Genomic DNA, 14,971 nt, shown 5'->3' with positions numbered 1-14,971 from the left:
CTGCATGACACCGTCTTACGACGATCTGTACTGGAAAAGTGACGATGGCCTGCGCCTGCATGCGCGTGACCATGCGCCGGGTGCGGGGCAACCGCCCCGTGGCACGGTGGTCTGCGTCCCCGGCTTGACCCGCAACGGCGCCGACTTCGATGCCCTTGCGCGATCGCTGACCGCCGTCGGCTGGCGGGTGATCGCCGTTGACCTGCGTGGGCGTGCAGGCTCCGAACGTGCGCCGGACCCGTCCAGTTACAACCCGCGCACGTACGCCGATGACATGGTGGCGCTGCTGCGGTCACAGAACATCGACAAGGCGGTGTTCGTCGGCACCTCGTTGGGTGTGCTGGTCACCATTACCCTGGCCTCGCGTGCACCGGGGCTGATCGCCGCAGCCGTTCTGAACGATGCCGGCCCCAAGGTGCCGCGCAACGCCCTGGCGCGGATCGGCAAGTACGCCGGCAAGGCCGTGCCACCGATGGATCTGACGGAAGCCACGACCTATGTGGAATCCATCGGCAAGGCCGCGTTCCCGCGCTTCAGCACCGACGACTGGCGCGCGATGGCCATACGCACCTTCCGCCAGCGCAGTGATGGCCTGATGGTGCTGGACTACGACCCGGCTGTCATCCGCACCACACGGCCGTGGGTGCTGTGGCTGCTGCGCCCCGTGCTATGGCGCGCGGTGCGCGGTCTGACCGCGCGAGTGCCGGTGCTGGTGGTCCGAGGCGCCTTGTCGGACATCTTGCCTGCCGATGTCGCGCAGCAGATGGCTGCCAGCTCGCCCAACGCCCGTCTGGTTGAAGTTCCGGAGGTAGGGCACGCTCCGATGTTGTCCGAACCCCAGGCGCGTGATGCGATCCTGGCGTTGTTGGAGCGGGTGCGATGAGCCCCGACGTTTCACTGGATGAATTGCCTGCCGCGTTGCAGGCACTGCAGCGATGGGCGGCAAGCGAGCGGCTGAGCGGCAGCACGCGCATCGCGCAGTCGCGCATCGATGCCTTCGCCGACGCCACGGGCGATCACAACTGGATCCACACCGATCCGGCCCGTGCACAGACCGGCTTGCCGGGCGGCCAGACCATCGCGCACGGCTTCCTTCTGCTCTCGCTCACCGTCGAAGACGACGTGGCCGCCCTGGCCGGCTTCCCAGGCATCGCCCACGTGCTCAACTACGGGTTGAACAAGGTCCGCTTCCTGGCGCCTGTGCCCAGCGGCTCCGAGGTACGGGTGCGCTCGCAGCTGATGTCACTGGAACCGCGCAGGCCTGGGCAATGGCTTCTGACCCAGCACAAGACGGTGGAAGTGGTCCCGGCCGGCGAGGTGGCCGTGGTCGCCGAACAGCTCTCGCTGATCGTGCTGGCCGACTAGCGCCACCCTACCCCGCTGCACAGGGCCTGCCGGCTGCCCGCCGGCCGCGGTTCTCTCTACACTGGAGCGATGTTGACGCCCTCCATCGTCCTGTTCGCCTGCATCGCGTGGACCGTACTGCTGTTCGGCGTCGCCCTGTGGGGGGAGCGCCAGGGGCATCGGTTGTCGAAGGTCTGGCCTGCCATCTATGCATTGTCATTGGGCGTGCACTGCACGGCATGGACGTACTACGGGGCTGCTTCGCAGGGCGTGCAATGGGGCTTCCCGATCCCGCCGACGCTGATCGGCATGGCACTCATTTTTGCCTTCGGTCTGCCGTTCCTGGTACGGCTGGGGCGCTTGGCCAAGCAGCACAACAGCGCCACCATCGCCGATCTGGTGGTCGCGCGGCTGCGTGCCGATCAGGGGCTGGGCATCACCATTACCCTGGTCGCGCTGTTTGGCATCATTCCCTATATTGCCCTGCAGCTGAAAGCAGTCAGCCAGGGCCTTGTCGCCCTGCTCGGCGATCAGTTCGCGCCCGTCGGCTGGCAGCTGGACGTGTCGTTCTGGTTCGCGCTGACGATGGCGGCATTCACCACGTTGTTCGGTGCGCGCAAGGCGTCGGCCACCGAGCACAACCGTGGCATCGTGGTCGCGCTGGGCCTGGAATCGCTGTTGAAGCTGACGGCACTGCTGGCCATCGGCCTGTATGCCGCGCTCTCGGTGCACAAGGCCGGCGCGCCGCTGCTGGAGAAGATGGTGCACCTGCCGCCACCGGCCGTGGTGCCCGACTACCTGACGATGGTGGCGCTCGGGGCGCTGGCCGCGTTCACCCTGCCCCATCAGTTCCATGTGGGCGTGGTCGAACTGCGCCGCTCGTCCGACCTGAAGACGGCACGCTGGTTGTTCCCGCTGTACCTGCTGCTGATCGGCCTGCCGTCGGTGCCGATGGCGCTGGCGGGTGCCGCACAGCTGCCGTCCACGGTACCGCCGGACCTGTATGTGCTGGCCCTGCCGCAGGACCGCGGCCACCACCTGCTGGCATTGCTGGCCTACCTGGGCAGCCTGAGTGCGGCCACCGGCATGATGATCCTGTCCGGGCTGACCCTGTCGATCATGCTGGGCAACCACGGCGTGGGCTCGCGCCTGCTGAGTGGCGTCAACGGCATCAACAGCGGAGCCGATCTGCGGCCGCGCGTGCTGGCCTTCCGCCGCGCCGGCATCCTCGCGGTGTTCCTTATGTCGTGGCTGTACAGCCGCGCGATGAGCGGCACCGAGGCGCTCAGCGATTTCGGTCTGATGTCTTTCACCGCGCTCTCGCAGTTGGCGCCGGCAGTGCTGCTGGCGGTGTATCGGCCGCGCACCCCCTCCCCGGCCATCATCACTGGCATTGTGCTGGGCTCACTGGTCTGGCTGTGGCTGGTGCTGCTGCCGATGGTGATCCCCGCACCGCCGCCATCGGCCAGCCCGGAGGGACTGCACTGGCTGGCGATGTTCTCGCTGCGCATGCAGCCGGGCCACATCGCCATCAGCATGGGCGCAAGCCTGGCGGTCAACTTGGCGACCGTGGTGCTGGTGTCGCGTGCGGTGCGACCATCGATGCCACGGCAGCGCGATGCAGTGGCAGCGGCATCGTTGCGCAAGACGGCCGGTCGCTTCCTCGGCCAGGAACGGGCGCGCCAGCTGATGGACGGACATGCGGGGCAGATGCTGGATGACGACCGGGTCATTGCCATCGAGCGCGAGCTGACCGCCGTGGTCGGTGCGGGCATGGCACGCCTGCTGGTGGAGGCAGCCCGCGATGGCGGGGCTGCGCCGCTGGATGCCGTGACCCGGGCCGTCGGCGAAGCGACCCAGGTGCTGCGCTTCAACCAGCGCCTGCTGGAAGCCGCCCTGGAAAACATGAGCCAGGGCATCAGCGTGGTCGATGCACAGCTGCAGCTGGTGGCCTGGAACAGCCGTTATGCCGCACTGTTCAAGTTCCCGCCGGAGCTGCTGCAGGTGGGGCAACCGGTGTCGAACCTGACGGCGTGGGCGTTGGGACAGCTGAAGATCGGTGACACTCCGGGCGACTCACGCGACAAGGCACTGCAACGGCGGGTCGTGCACATGCGCCGCGGCACCCCGCATCTATCCGAGCGGATCTTCCCGGACAACACCATCGTCGAAATCCGCGGCAACCCGATGCCCGGTGGTGGCTATGTGGCCACCTTCACCGATGTCACCGCGTTCCGTCGGACAGAGGACGCGCTGAAGCGCAGCAACGAAACCCTTGAGCGCCGGGTGCAGGATCGCACTGCCAGGCTTGAACTGGCCGTGCACGAAGCCGAGCGGGCCAATGTGGCCAAGACGCGCTTCCTGACGGCTGTTGGTCACGACCTGATCCAGCCTTTGCATGCGGCGCAGCTGTTGACCGACGCCATGTCGCAGCACATCGAATCGGAGTTCCTGGACAGCTTCCTGCGCCAGATCCGTGGCGCGCTGGATTCCACCGATGACCTGCTATCGGGCCTGCTCGATATATCGCGGCTTGAAGCCGGCGGGCTGGTGGCCGATCCACGCCCGTTCGCGTTGTCGACCGTGTTGGACCCGCTTGCGCAGGAGGCCGCCGTGCTGGCCGCGGCGCACGGCCTGCAGTTCCGCCATGTGCGGACCCGCGCGTGGGTGCACAGCGACCCGTTGCTGCTGCGCCGGGTGCTGCAGAACTTCCTGGCCAATGCCATCCGCTACACCCGCCATGGCGGCGTGCTGCTGGGCGTGCGTCGGCACGGCCAGACGCTGTCGATCAGTGTGCATGACAGCGGCCCCGGCATTGCCCCGGAGCAACAAGCGGTGGTGTTCGAGGAATTCCATCGTGGCGACCTCAGCAACGGCCAGGGGCTTGGCCTGGGCCTTACCATCGCGAGCCGCATTGCCGACCTGCTGCATGCGCCGCTGCAACTGCGCAGCCTGGTCGATCGTGGCTCGGCCTTCTCCATCACCGTGGCGCGGGCAGCGCCACCTGCAGCCCCGCGCACCGAACCCGCCGCTGGCAACAGCAGCATCAAGGGCATCTGCGTACTGGTGATCGACAACGACCCGGATGCACTGGAGGCGATGCGACAGATGTTGCTTGCCTGGGGCTGCTACGTCATCGCGACGCGCGACGTCAACGCGCTGGGTGCTTCAGCACAAGAGGCGGCACTGTGGCTGTTCGACTACCACCTTGACGATGGCGATACGGGTGTCGCGCTGTGGAGGCGCCTTGCTGCCGTCCACGGGGCACGGCCGACAGTGATTCTCAGCGCCGATACCGGCAGCGATACCCGCGAAGCGGTGCGCAGTGCGGGGCTGTCGCTGCTCAACAAGCCGTTCAAACCGCTGGCACTGCGCTGGGCGATCAACCATCTGCTGGCAACCGCCACTACGACAACGCCCTGACCAAGGATCAGGCGTCCTGCGCCTCTTCGATCTGCCGCGAAGGGTCGTTCAGCCCCATCTCGTGCAGCACACGGATGGCCTGCGCACGGTTGCGCACCCCGAGCCGGCCCATGATGCGGGTCATGTGCGCCTTGACCGTGCGCAACTGCACACCCAGCCGGTCGGCGATCTGCTTGTTGAGCAATCCTTCGGCTACCAGGCTCAGCACCTTGTACTGATGCGCCGACAGGCTGGACAGGCGCGCGGCAAGATCGGCGTCCTTGTTGAAGGGCGCGACCCGCGCCACCGGCTCGCGCAGCAGCGCCGGGATCCAGCGCTCACCTTCCAGCACGGTCTGCAGCGCGGACTGCAGGTCGGTCAGGCCTGAACTTTTCGGCAGATAGCCGGCTGCGCCCAGGTCGATGGCACGGCGGATCACGTGCGGTTCTTCGTTGGCCGAAACGATGATGATTGCCAGCCCCGGTTGCAGCGCACGGATGGTGGCCAGCCCGGCAAGGCCGTGGTTGCCCGGCATATGCAGGTCCAGCAGCATCAGGTCGATCTGCCGGCTCTCGATCGCTTCAAGCACGCTGTGCAGCGAATCGGCCTCGCTGATCTGAAGGTCAGCAACCGCCTCTTCGGCCGCGCGATGCAGCGCGGCGCGGAACAAGGGGTGGTCATCGGCGATGAGCAGGGTCGGCATGTCCAGCCGAGGTTAGCAAATCGCCCGCGCCTGGGCACGGGTACCAAGGTACGCTGGCGCGTGGCGCCTGCATTGTTAGGGTGGAGCAATGAACAGCCACCGCCCCGTTACGCTGCTGTACGCCGCGCTGCCACTGCTTCTGGGCAGCATCACAACCGCCCATGCCGCCCCGCCCCGCCCCACCGCTGCCGCTGCGGTGTTCAAGCAGTGGCGGGAAACCCCGCATCGCGGCGACGATGAACTGCTGACAGCGGGGCTGGGCATCGACGCGCTGCGCTCGGCCACCGCGCCAGCGTTCAGCAACCCGGCCCAACCCACGGCCGAGGAGGCCCGACGTCGTGCGATCTGGAGCAGTTGGCGCGGCATCGCCGACCTGACCCCCGGCGGTGGCTTCGGCGATGTCTACGGCAGCCTGCAGGCGTCGCCGGGCCGCGAATTCTCGGCCTACGCGCGCATCGCTGGCGCACATCAACCCCACCGCGTTCTGGTGCAGGTACCCGACAACTTCGATGCCTCGCGACGCTGCCTGGTGATCGCCGCATCTTCCGGCTCGCGCGGGATCTATGGCGCGATTTCGGTTGCGGGCAGTTGGGGCCTGGCCCACGGCTGCGCCGTGGCCTACACCGACAAGGGCGCCGGCAGTGACTACTACGATCTGGATGCCAAGGCCGGCGTCCAGGCAGATGGCACGCCAGCCAGCCAAGGCGCACTGGCCTTCATTCCTGCGGGTGCGACAGCCGCGCAGGGCATCGCTTTCAAACATGCCCATTCTGGCGACAACCCGGAAGCAGATTGGGGACGTCATCTGCTGCAGGCGCTGCAGTTCGGCCTGCAGGCGCTGGACCGCGCCTACCCCGAATCGGCGCCATTTACGGCGGCCAATACGCGCACGCTGGGCGTCGGCGTATCCAATGGCGGCGGCGCCGTGCTGCGTGCGGCGGAGATTGAAGGCGACTGGTTCGATGCGATGGTCGCTGGCGAACCCAATATCTCGGTGGCAGGGGCGCCGCCGCTGTACGACTTCGTCACCCAAGCCGCCTTGCTGATGCCCTGCGCGCTGTTGGCACTGGATGATCTGCCGCAACCGCCTCTACAAGCGCAGGCCGTGCCGGTGTGGACCCAGCGGTGTGCCACGCTGAAATCCGCCGGTCTGGTACAGGGCGAGGACACTGCGGCACAGGCCCGGTCGGCACGGCAGCAACTGGCCGATGCCGGATTGAGCACCGACGCACTTCGCGCAGGCGCGTTCTCGACCGGCTTCGATCTGTGGCGCGCCATCGCGGCCACCTATTCGTCGGCCTATGGGCGCTACGGCGCTGGCGAACATCCCTGCGCGTACAGCTTCGCCGCCGCTGCGGCGGATGGCCGGCCCAGCCCGGCCGCAGCCGAGGTGCGCGCAACCTGGTGGAGCGAGGGCAGCGGCATTCCGCCGGGCAGTGGCGTGACGCTGGTGGATGGCAATGCAGCCGTTGCAGCGGACGCTCCGTTGCGTGGCCTGAACTGCCTGCGTGCGCTCGGCAAGGGCAACAGCGCTGATGCCCGACGAGTGCGCGCGGGCATCGCAGCGGCCACCGCCAAGGCACCGCGTCGCGACCTGCCGATCGTGGTGATCCATGGCCTGGACGACGGTCTGGTGCCGATCAACATGACCAGCGATCGCTACGTTCCAATGGCGCGCAACGCCGGGGCCCAGATCGCCTACTGGCGAGTGAACAACGCACAGCACTTCGACTCGCTGCTTGGCTTCCCGGACTACCGGAAGCGCTATGTCCCCCTGCTGCCCTACATGTTCGCGGCGCTGGACCAGGTATGGGATCACCTCGAGGCCCCCCAGCATGCGCTGCCGCAGGATGCACTCATCCAGCCGACGCCACGTGCGGAAGCGCCGTTGCTGCGCGAACAGCTTTCCATTCCCACGGTCCAGGCCATCCCAAGCCGCTGACACGCCGTCCACCAGGAAACCCCCAGATGTCATTCGCTACCGCTACAGACGCGCCCGCCGCCGAGGCACATGCCTATCCGCTGCTGATCAAGCAGCTGCTGCTCACGCCACTGGCGGTGCGTCCGCAGCAGGAGATCGTCTACGGCGACAAGGTCCGCTTCGACTACCGCACCCTGCAGGCGCGCATCGGCCAGTTGGCCGGACTGTTGACCTCGCTGGGGGTAAAGCGAGGCGACACCGTGGCAGTGATGGACTGGGACAGCAACCGCTACCTGGAGAGCTACTTCGCAGTGCCAATGCTCGGGGCGGTGCTGATGATGGTGAACATCCGCCTGGCGCCCGAGCAGATTGCCTATACGCTGAATCACAGCGGTGCGCGGGTGATCCTCGCCAACCGCGAGTTCCTGCCAGTGCTGGAAGCCATCGACGAACAGCTGCCGGACCTGCGCACCCGCATCCTGCTGGACGACGAGAATGGTCCACTGCCAGCGGGCTTCATGACCGAGTATGAAGCCGGGCTGCGCGAGGCCACTCCCATCGTCAGCTTCCCGGACTTCGACGAGAACACCCGTGCCACGACGTTCTATACAACCGGAACCACCGGCCTGCCCAAGGGGGTGTACTTCAGCCACCGGCAACTGGTGCTGCATTCGCTTGCGGCAATGGCAGCGCTCGGCAGCGCGGCCAGTCAGGGCCGCCTGCACCGCGACGATGTCTACATGCCGATCACCCCGATGTTCCATGTCCACGCTTGGGGCATGCCTTACGTGGCCACGCTGCTGGGCATCAAGCAGGTCTATCCGGGTCGCTATCTGCCCGGCACGCTGCTGGCGTTGATCGCCCGCGAGAAAGTGACGTTCTCGCACTGCGTGCCGACCATCCTGCACATGCTGCTCGGCCATCCCACAGCTGCCGAGACCGATCTGAGCCACTGGAAAGTCATCATCGGCGGTGCAGCGCTACCGCGGGCACTGGCGCAGCAGGCACTGGTACGTGGCATCGACATCTTCGGCGGCTACGGCATGTCCGAGACCTGCCCCCTGCTCACCGTCGCGCAGATCGATGTCCACACCCTGGACGACCCGGATCAGGAGCTGTCACTGCGCACCAAGGCCGGCATCCCGGTGCCTTTGGTGGACCTGCGCATCGTGGACGAACACATGAATGACGTTGCCCACGATGGCGTCGCTACCGGAGAAGTGGTGGTACGCACGCCTTGGCTTACCCAGGGCTATCTGCACAATCCGGACGCATCGACGGCCCTGTGGGCGGGCGGCTACCTGCATACCGAAGATATCGGCAACATCGACGCAGACGGCTACCTGCGCGTGGCCGACCGCATCAAGGATGTGATCAAGAGCGGCGGCGAGTGGATCTCATCGCTCGCCCTGGAAGACATCATCGCCCTGCATCCAGCCGTCAACGAGGTCGCCGTGATCGGCATCAGCGATGCAAAATGGGGGGAGCGACCATTACCGCTGGTGGTCAGGCAGGCGGGCAGCGATGTGACCGAGGCCGAGATCATCGAGCTGGTTGCAGCACGCAGCCGCTCCGGCGATATCTCCCGCTATGCGATCCCGGACCGCGTCAGCTTCGTGGATTCGCTGGAACGCACCAGCGTGGGCAAGATCAACAAGAAGAGGCTGCGTGGCCTGCATGACCCGGCGGGCGCCCCGGGCGCCCGCTGAGGCCTGCACCTGCAGGGCGAAGGCGGTTCTGCGGAAACCTTCACCGCGTTGGGCCGGGTTCCGCAGATGCGGGTTGCAGCATCGCAGAGCCTGTGCACCCTTGGCCTGCGTGCATCAGGGTGCAGGCCCGGGGCTTGCGAACGCGTGTTCGTAGGCCGGCAATGCCGCAGCGGCTTCTACCAGCTTGATGCTGCTATCCAGGGTGAGCGCGGGCCCCGAACTGCGAAGATCGACGATGGCGACCGAGCCGACACAGTCAGTGATCAGTTGGCAGGCGACCGCAGCTTCTTCCACGCTCAGGGAGTCTCCGCTGCCCCCTTCTTCCGTCAGCCACGTCATCAAAAGCGTGCGAAGCTCGCTTTGGGGTGGTTGCAGACGTTGCGTCCTACGCTCAGGCGTTTCCCCGGACGCTTTATTCTGCTGCGCCACTGGCGCTGTCGCGGGTCTGCTGCTGTCAGCCGGCCTCTCCAATTGGGCGTGGGCCACGGGCGCATAGATCACAGGCTTGCCGGTCTGCTCTGGCCACAGCACATAGTTCACGCTCGCTGCCGCCGGTCTGTTGAACTGGTGCCTCAGCCTGAGGGCAAGGATGACCAGTTTGGTAAGTTGCCAGCATTTGCCATGCTGTTGCTGTTCGAGCTCCAAAAGGTCTTGAGCCGTAAGCAGGGTATCTGTTTTCTGTAACCATCCAAGGTAGCGTTCAAGCGCGGCGTCAGCTTCCGCCACACGCTTTGCCTTGAGTTCCTTCTTCTGTTGATCCCTATCGGCCTGGCTGGCCAACGGTGGAGCCCCATTGGCATCGGGACTTTCACCCAGATCCCACGCGGGTGCCCGCTTCAGATCAACGGGAGACCCATCACAGCGTTTGGCCTGGAAGACCGCCAACCGGTAGCGCTCGTCCTGCCCAGGTGCGGCGATCAGCAACGCGAAGTCACTGCCAAAAGTGTTCTCTGCAGGGCGGCTGTAATGGAGCCAGCGCAGGCCGATTCGACTGCTGCCAACGTCGCCATCTGGCCAGATGCAGCCTGCATGGCGAACGCTCGACCCCAAGTGCCCCAGGAACAGGCTGGTGAGCGTTTCCTCATCGAGCTTCCTGCCAATGGAAAGCGCATTGAAGTCATCAAACGCGGCGCAGACTGCAAGTAATGGCAGGCCCACGCCATCGGTCGCGGGCAGCTCTGCAAGGCTGTTCCGCAGGGTGTCCAGTACCAGGTCGTAGCTGCTTGGTGGGCTCATCTGCGAAGTCCTTTTGATCTTGCCCAACGATTTATCCTTGAACATTGCTGCCTCGCATCGTCAGGGGCCAGGACACGGCTGCGGATCTTCCTGCCGCACATGAAGCGGACCGTCCCACCCATCGAGGTACTTCGGCAGCGAATCTGTCACGTCAATGACGCGCTGCCGATAGAACAGATGCATCGTCGGCGCAAACGCCGCATCCAGAACGCCGTCAGCCGTTCGGGCAACCACGGCATTGAGAACCACGCACATGCCCAGGCGGTTGGTGCCAAGCAGCACATCGCCGCAGTTCAGGCAGAACGTCTTGGAAAGCTGCTTTGCCGGGTGCTGAAAGCGCGCGTGGTTGCCGCCGGAAAGGGTCACCGATTCGGCCGCCCATGCCGTGGCCGAGAGCATCGCAACGCCGTAGAAATCCCTGCACGTGGTGCAGTGACAGTTCGCCCGCGCAGCGGGAGCCCCGTGCAGTTCCATTGCATTTTCGCCGCACAGGCAGGTGATGCGAAGGGTCATGGACGTATCTTGAATGAAAGGGCTGCCGAGCAGTGTGCGGTCAGCGCTGAGCCTTCACAAGGGGCTGTCGATGGCCGATGTCTTGCTGCGGCGCCCACGCCAAGCCGTTACTTCCTGGCCGGTTCCTCGCCAGCGGACTGGTTGCGGCGTAGATAAACGTTGCCGGTCTTCATGTCCAACAGCAGGTTGAACTGCCTCAGGACCCCCGCGCCGATGGTGCCGTCGCCCGTGGAGGCATCATCGTCGATGGAAAAGGACGCGGCTGCAGAATCGATGACCAGCCCCTGGATGCTCGCCGATGGCACGCGTACATCCATGGCTCGAATGACATTGCCGGCGCTGCCCGTGAACCGGGACGTCCCGATCTTCTGGTTGAAGACCTGCAGAAGCCCTTGGCGCGAACTGTAGGCATAGCTGAGATCGATGGTGCCGTTGCTTCCCGTATCCAGCGCCAGCCAAGGCTTGAAGACGGCATTTCCATTGCCGATCGTGACTTCGATCGCGGGCGTATTGTCGATCCAGCGGACGTTGACGCGGGTGTATCGGGACATATCCGGCAGGTTGCGATGGACAGCCAGTTGCTGCCGGTCGTAATCGATCTCGACAACCTTTCCTTCAAAGAACTTCCACCCCAGAACGGCGTCGAAGGGACGGTTCCGGTAGTCGACCACCACCGCGCCCATGCGCGCATGCAGTCCGCTGATCTCAACGTCGTTGCGCGTGCTGTAGTCCAGTGTGGTGACCCCATCTGAACCGGTATTTTCAGTGCGGTCGTCGATGAACACCGATGCTTTCGGCACGATGGCGCGTGATATGGCCAATGCATCCGCACCGGTATCCACCAGGAATCGCAAGGGTTCGGACCTGTTGATGCTGCCGTGGACGAAGATCCGATGGTCCTTGTCCTGCTCGAACGGGATTTCAACGGGTGCGGCATTGGCGCTGTAACACAAGCCTGACGTGGCACAGGCGATGGCTACAGCCAGGAGTACATGCGGGTTTGCGGGCATGGGCGACTTCCCTTTCGCTTGGCGATGGTGGCGTGGCAGTTGATGGATGCCGCCAATGCTGAAAGGGTTTGAATCGATGGTGGTGCTGGGGCTGGGGCTGATGCCGGCCGGCGTCACAGCGGTGGCGCCGCCAGAGCAGCAGCCAGCCCGTGGGCCCGTGCTACGCTGACCCGGCAAGCCTGCACACCCTCCCAGCCGCGCTCCGACCGGGGCCTACGTCCATGAAGAACCCACGCGCGCCCACCACCCCGCCGAATCGTGCGGTGGACGACCCATCGAGCACTCTTTTCGTCGCCCTGCGGGATCTGCTGTTTCCCTACAAGGCCGAACTTGTCGTTGTGCATGACGACCACGATCACTTCTACGCCAACTGCAGGAACGTGGACGCCAAGGGTAAGGCGCAGTTTTTCGCCGCGGTGAAGGTTTCGGGGCGCAGGCATTCCTTTCACTTCATGCCCATCTACACCTTCCCCGAGCTGTTGGTCGGCATCAGCCCGGCCCTGAAGAAGCATATGCAGGGGAAATCCTGCTTCAACTTCGATGCCGGGGATCCAGCGTTGCTGCACGAACTGCAGATGCTGATCGAACAGGGCGTCGCCCGCTACCGGGAGGCCGGCAAGCTGTGAGCACACCACGCGGCATCTGCCGCCGGTGTACCCATGGAGCGGCTGCGCCCGCATCCGCGGGCGCAGCATGGATTCAGTGCAATGGCACCTTCAGCACCGATGGCGCGGACGTAGGCGAACTGAATGTCACCGCCCCGCCCAGCTGGCTGACGCCTGCATAGCGCAGGTCTACCGTGTCGACCACCAGCGTCAGGCGACTACCCGGTGGGATGTTCCAGCTGCTCGCTTCCAGCCGCAGATCGAGGGTGGTCGCCTGCCCCGGCGCGATGCCGCGCAGGGTGTACGGCTTGTGGCTGATCAGCTGGCCATTGCCCAGCACATCTTCCGCGTACAGATAGGCGTAGAGCGTGGTGTTGGCACGGCTGGGGGTGACCGTCACGCGCACTTCCGGCGCGCCGTCCAGGCGGCGTGCGTTCCAGTAGATCGGGCCCTGCCAGACGCCGGCGGCGTTGCGCCCGATGAAGGGCACGTACGCGCCTGGCGGAAGGTTGATCATCTGCAGCGAGCCGGACACCATCGCTACGCCGGAATTGGCGGCGGTAGGCAGGCCGCTGCCGATGCGGTAGTTCCAGCCAGTGTTGCGCCCGTTTTCGGCCAGGCCGCCGGTGGGCAGAAGCAGGCCGCCCGGGGCGGTCAACGCGTAGCTCACTGCCCCGCTGTTGGTGGCCTGCCAGTTCGGGTAGGTGCTCCAGCTGCCCTTCTGTGATTTCAGCTGCACCGCCGGTTCGCGGTCGATGCCATTGCCCACCCCCTTGAGGTAATGGTCGAACCAGTCACCCACCGAATCGTAGACCTCGTTGGGAATACCCAGTGCGCCCAGGGCCTCGTTGAGGGCATGGTCGCCGTGGCGCAGCTGCAGCTGCTTGGGGACTTTCAGCTGGTTGAAGAAATCCACCAGCTGGCCCGGCGGGAACAGGCTGTCGTTGAAGGCGTTGGCCAGGAACACGGCCGGCTGGTTGGCGTTGATCTCGCTGATGCTGGCCGCAGGGCTGCGGATCGCGGCCACCGGCAACAGCGATTCCACTGCGCCCTGATAGTTGCCGACCACCACGTTGCGATTGATCGTGGCCAGCTCGGACCCTGGGCGGCCGGTGACCAGGCCGGCGGCAACCAGCAGTGCGATCCCCTGTGCGCTGGGCGTGTCGTTGGCATACAGCGATGACTGCAGGTCGGCCCATCCGCTGAGGGCGGCAACCGCCTTGATGCGGGGATCACGTGCCGCCGCCAGCAGGCTGGTGCCGGCGCCGTAGGAGATGCCCGAGACGCCGATCCGATCCGGGTCGGCCTGGGTATTGTCCAGCGCCCAGTCGATCAATGCGCTGACATCCTCGACCGTTGCCGGCCCCGCGATATCGATGGCACCGCCGGACTCCCAGAAGCCGCGCGAGCTGTAGCTGATGACCACATAGCCGCGCTTGGCCAGCGACTGCGCCACCCCTACGTACTCCACGCTGGGAACGGCCCAGCTGCTGGGCATCACCAGCAGCGGGTACTTGCCGCTACCCGCGTCCTGAGGCTCGATGACAAAGACCCCGAGGGCTGTGCCGTCCCAACTGGGAACGGTGCGGTGGGTGGTCTTGACCGTGGCGGCCCAGGCGGTGGGCGCCAGTCCGGTCAGCAGGATCAACAGCAGCAGTACCTTGCGCATCGTCGTCTCTCCCCGTCGTTGGTGGTGCAACGGGCTGGACCGTACCAGTGCGAATGGTGGCTTACACCTTGCGCTGCAGCATGGCTGAGGGCACGGAGGCGCGAGGCATGCCATCGACCCGCCTGCGCAAGCCCTACGACTTCCGGCAGGAATTGATGGTGTCGCCGATGCCATCGAAGATCTGGGAAGCAGACACGATCCAAGGCTTTGAGATGACGCAGTAGACGATCGTTCCCGCCGTTGGGTCGAAGCTGAAGCTGACGACCACAGTCCCGACTACCGGCACTTTCGTCGTTGCCTTGCCCTGGTTTGCGTTCGCCGGTTCGTAGACCGTGCCGTGCTCCTCGAAGCTCTTCTTCTTGACGCAGCTGAAGATGGCCTCGGTGACCCCGTTGAAGGTTCTGCAGTCAGTCATCGCAGTACTCCCTGTTGCCTGTTCGAGCGCCAGCGGTCGGATCGGCCCCGGCACCCGGCCCGAGCCAACCCGCCGCCAGCAGAAAGCAATCCGCCAACCACCATGCCTGTCAGGTGCAGGTCGGAGCGGTGATCACGGTGCAGGATTCATTGGTCTGCACATAGGCGCGACAAGTCTGCTGCAGGCGCGCTCTCAGCTTGGTGGCGGCCTGGTTCTTTGCTGCCGTGCACCCCTCATGTGTCAATGGACCTTTGCCGGTGTTGGCATAGCCCTTTTCCACCTGCGTACACATGTTCGCCGGCGCGTTCTGCCGAACCGTGGCCCTTCCCTGATAGCACTGTGCGGCATTCGCTGTGGAAATCGAGCCAGCCACAAGCAGCATCGCAACAACAATGGTCGTTCTCATCGGGATACCCTTCCATGCATTGAAGTCGATATTCCGGC

13 protein-coding genes are annotated in these 14,971 nt (G+C 65.3%); 6 read left to right on the top strand and 7 right to left on the bottom strand.

Annotated features, from left to right (window positions below; all coding sequences use genetic code 11):
• The first annotated feature begins 4 nt into the window (after nucleotides 1-4).
• From HUT07_RS09100 to HUT07_RS09090, 3 genes are all read left to right on the top strand, one after another.
• A complete protein-coding gene (locus HUT07_RS09100; RefSeq protein ID WP_176020681.1) occupies nucleotides 5-883 on the top strand; it encodes an alpha/beta hydrolase in 879 nt (292 codons plus the stop codon).
• Nucleotides 880-1,365 (top strand): MaoC family dehydratase, encoded by a 486-nt coding sequence (locus HUT07_RS09095; protein ID WP_176020680.1) that lies wholly within the window; start codon nucleotides 880-882, stop codon nucleotides 1,363-1,365. Before HUT07_RS09100 ends, HUT07_RS09095 begins: the two co-directional genes overlap by 4 nt.
• A 69-nt stretch (nucleotides 1,366-1,434) precedes the next feature.
• On the top strand, nucleotides 1,435-4,767 hold the full coding sequence (locus tag HUT07_RS09090; RefSeq protein WP_176020679.1) for a PAS-domain containing protein: 3,333 nt from the start codon (nucleotides 1,435-1,437) through the stop codon (nucleotides 4,765-4,767).
• 7 nt (nucleotides 4,768-4,774) lie between these two features.
• On the opposite strand, the gene HUT07_RS09085 is transcribed toward HUT07_RS09090, so the two are convergent.
• Entirely contained in the window at nucleotides 4,775-5,449 is a 675-nt protein-coding gene (locus HUT07_RS09085; protein ID WP_176020678.1) for a response regulator transcription factor, read from the bottom strand.
• Nucleotides 5,450-5,537: 88 nt separating this feature from the next.
• Between HUT07_RS09085 and HUT07_RS09080 the strand changes: the two genes are divergently transcribed.
• Entirely contained in the window at nucleotides 5,538-7,391 is a 1,854-nt protein-coding gene (locus HUT07_RS09080) for a 3-hydroxybutyrate oligomer hydrolase family protein (protein ID WP_176020677.1), read from the top strand.
• A 26-nt stretch (nucleotides 7,392-7,417) separates the two neighbouring features.
• Nucleotides 7,418-9,079, top strand: a complete 1,662-nt coding sequence (locus tag HUT07_RS09075) for a fatty acid--CoA ligase (RefSeq protein WP_176020676.1) — start codon at nucleotides 7,418-7,420, stop codon at nucleotides 9,077-9,079.
• Nucleotides 9,080-9,193: 114 nt separating this feature from the next.
• On the opposite strand, the gene HUT07_RS09070 is transcribed toward HUT07_RS09075, so the two are convergent.
• From HUT07_RS09070 to HUT07_RS09060, 3 genes are all read right to left on the bottom strand, one after another.
• A complete protein-coding gene (locus HUT07_RS09070) occupies nucleotides 9,194-10,360 on the bottom strand; it encodes a hypothetical protein (RefSeq protein WP_217706637.1) in 1,167 nt (388 codons plus the stop codon).
• 15 nt (nucleotides 10,361-10,375) lie between these two features.
• Nucleotides 10,376-10,828 carry a GFA family protein gene (locus HUT07_RS09065; RefSeq protein ID WP_217706636.1) on the bottom strand — a complete coding sequence of 151 codons (453 nt, stop codon included), beginning with the start codon at nucleotides 10,826-10,828 and terminating at the stop codon, nucleotides 10,376-10,378.
• Between the two features lie 107 nt (nucleotides 10,829-10,935).
• Nucleotides 10,936-11,838, bottom strand: a complete 903-nt coding sequence (locus HUT07_RS09060; RefSeq protein ID WP_176020674.1) for an aspartyl protease family protein — start codon at nucleotides 11,836-11,838, stop codon at nucleotides 10,936-10,938.
• Nucleotides 11,839-12,059: 221 nt separating this feature from the next.
• Between HUT07_RS09060 and HUT07_RS09055 the strand changes: the two genes are divergently transcribed.
• Complete coding sequence (locus tag HUT07_RS09055) at nucleotides 12,060-12,464, top strand: hypothetical protein (RefSeq protein WP_176020673.1); 405 nt, start codon at nucleotides 12,060-12,062, stop codon at nucleotides 12,462-12,464.
• Between the two features lie 73 nt (nucleotides 12,465-12,537).
• Here the strand turns inward: HUT07_RS09055 and HUT07_RS09050 are convergent, their stop codons facing one another.
• From HUT07_RS09050 to HUT07_RS09040, 3 genes are all read right to left on the bottom strand, one after another.
• Entirely contained in the window at nucleotides 12,538-14,112 is a 1,575-nt protein-coding gene (locus tag HUT07_RS09050; RefSeq protein WP_176020672.1) for a CocE/NonD family hydrolase, read from the bottom strand.
• 133 nt (nucleotides 14,113-14,245) lie between these two features.
• Nucleotides 14,246-14,527 (bottom strand): hypothetical protein, encoded by a 282-nt coding sequence (locus HUT07_RS09045; protein ID WP_176020671.1) that lies wholly within the window; start codon nucleotides 14,525-14,527, stop codon nucleotides 14,246-14,248.
• 109 nt (nucleotides 14,528-14,636) lie between these two features.
• Nucleotides 14,637-14,933: a hypothetical protein gene (locus tag HUT07_RS09040; protein WP_176020670.1), complete on the bottom strand. Its 297-nt coding sequence runs from the start codon at nucleotides 14,931-14,933 to the stop codon at nucleotides 14,637-14,639.
• Nucleotides 14,934-14,971: the final 38 nt, after the last annotated feature.

The organism is Stenotrophomonas sp. NA06056, from assembly GCF_013364355.1.
GTDB lineage: Bacteria > Pseudomonadota > Gammaproteobacteria > Xanthomonadales > Xanthomonadaceae > Stenotrophomonas.
This window is presented reverse-complemented; position numbering and strand designations above follow the sequence as displayed.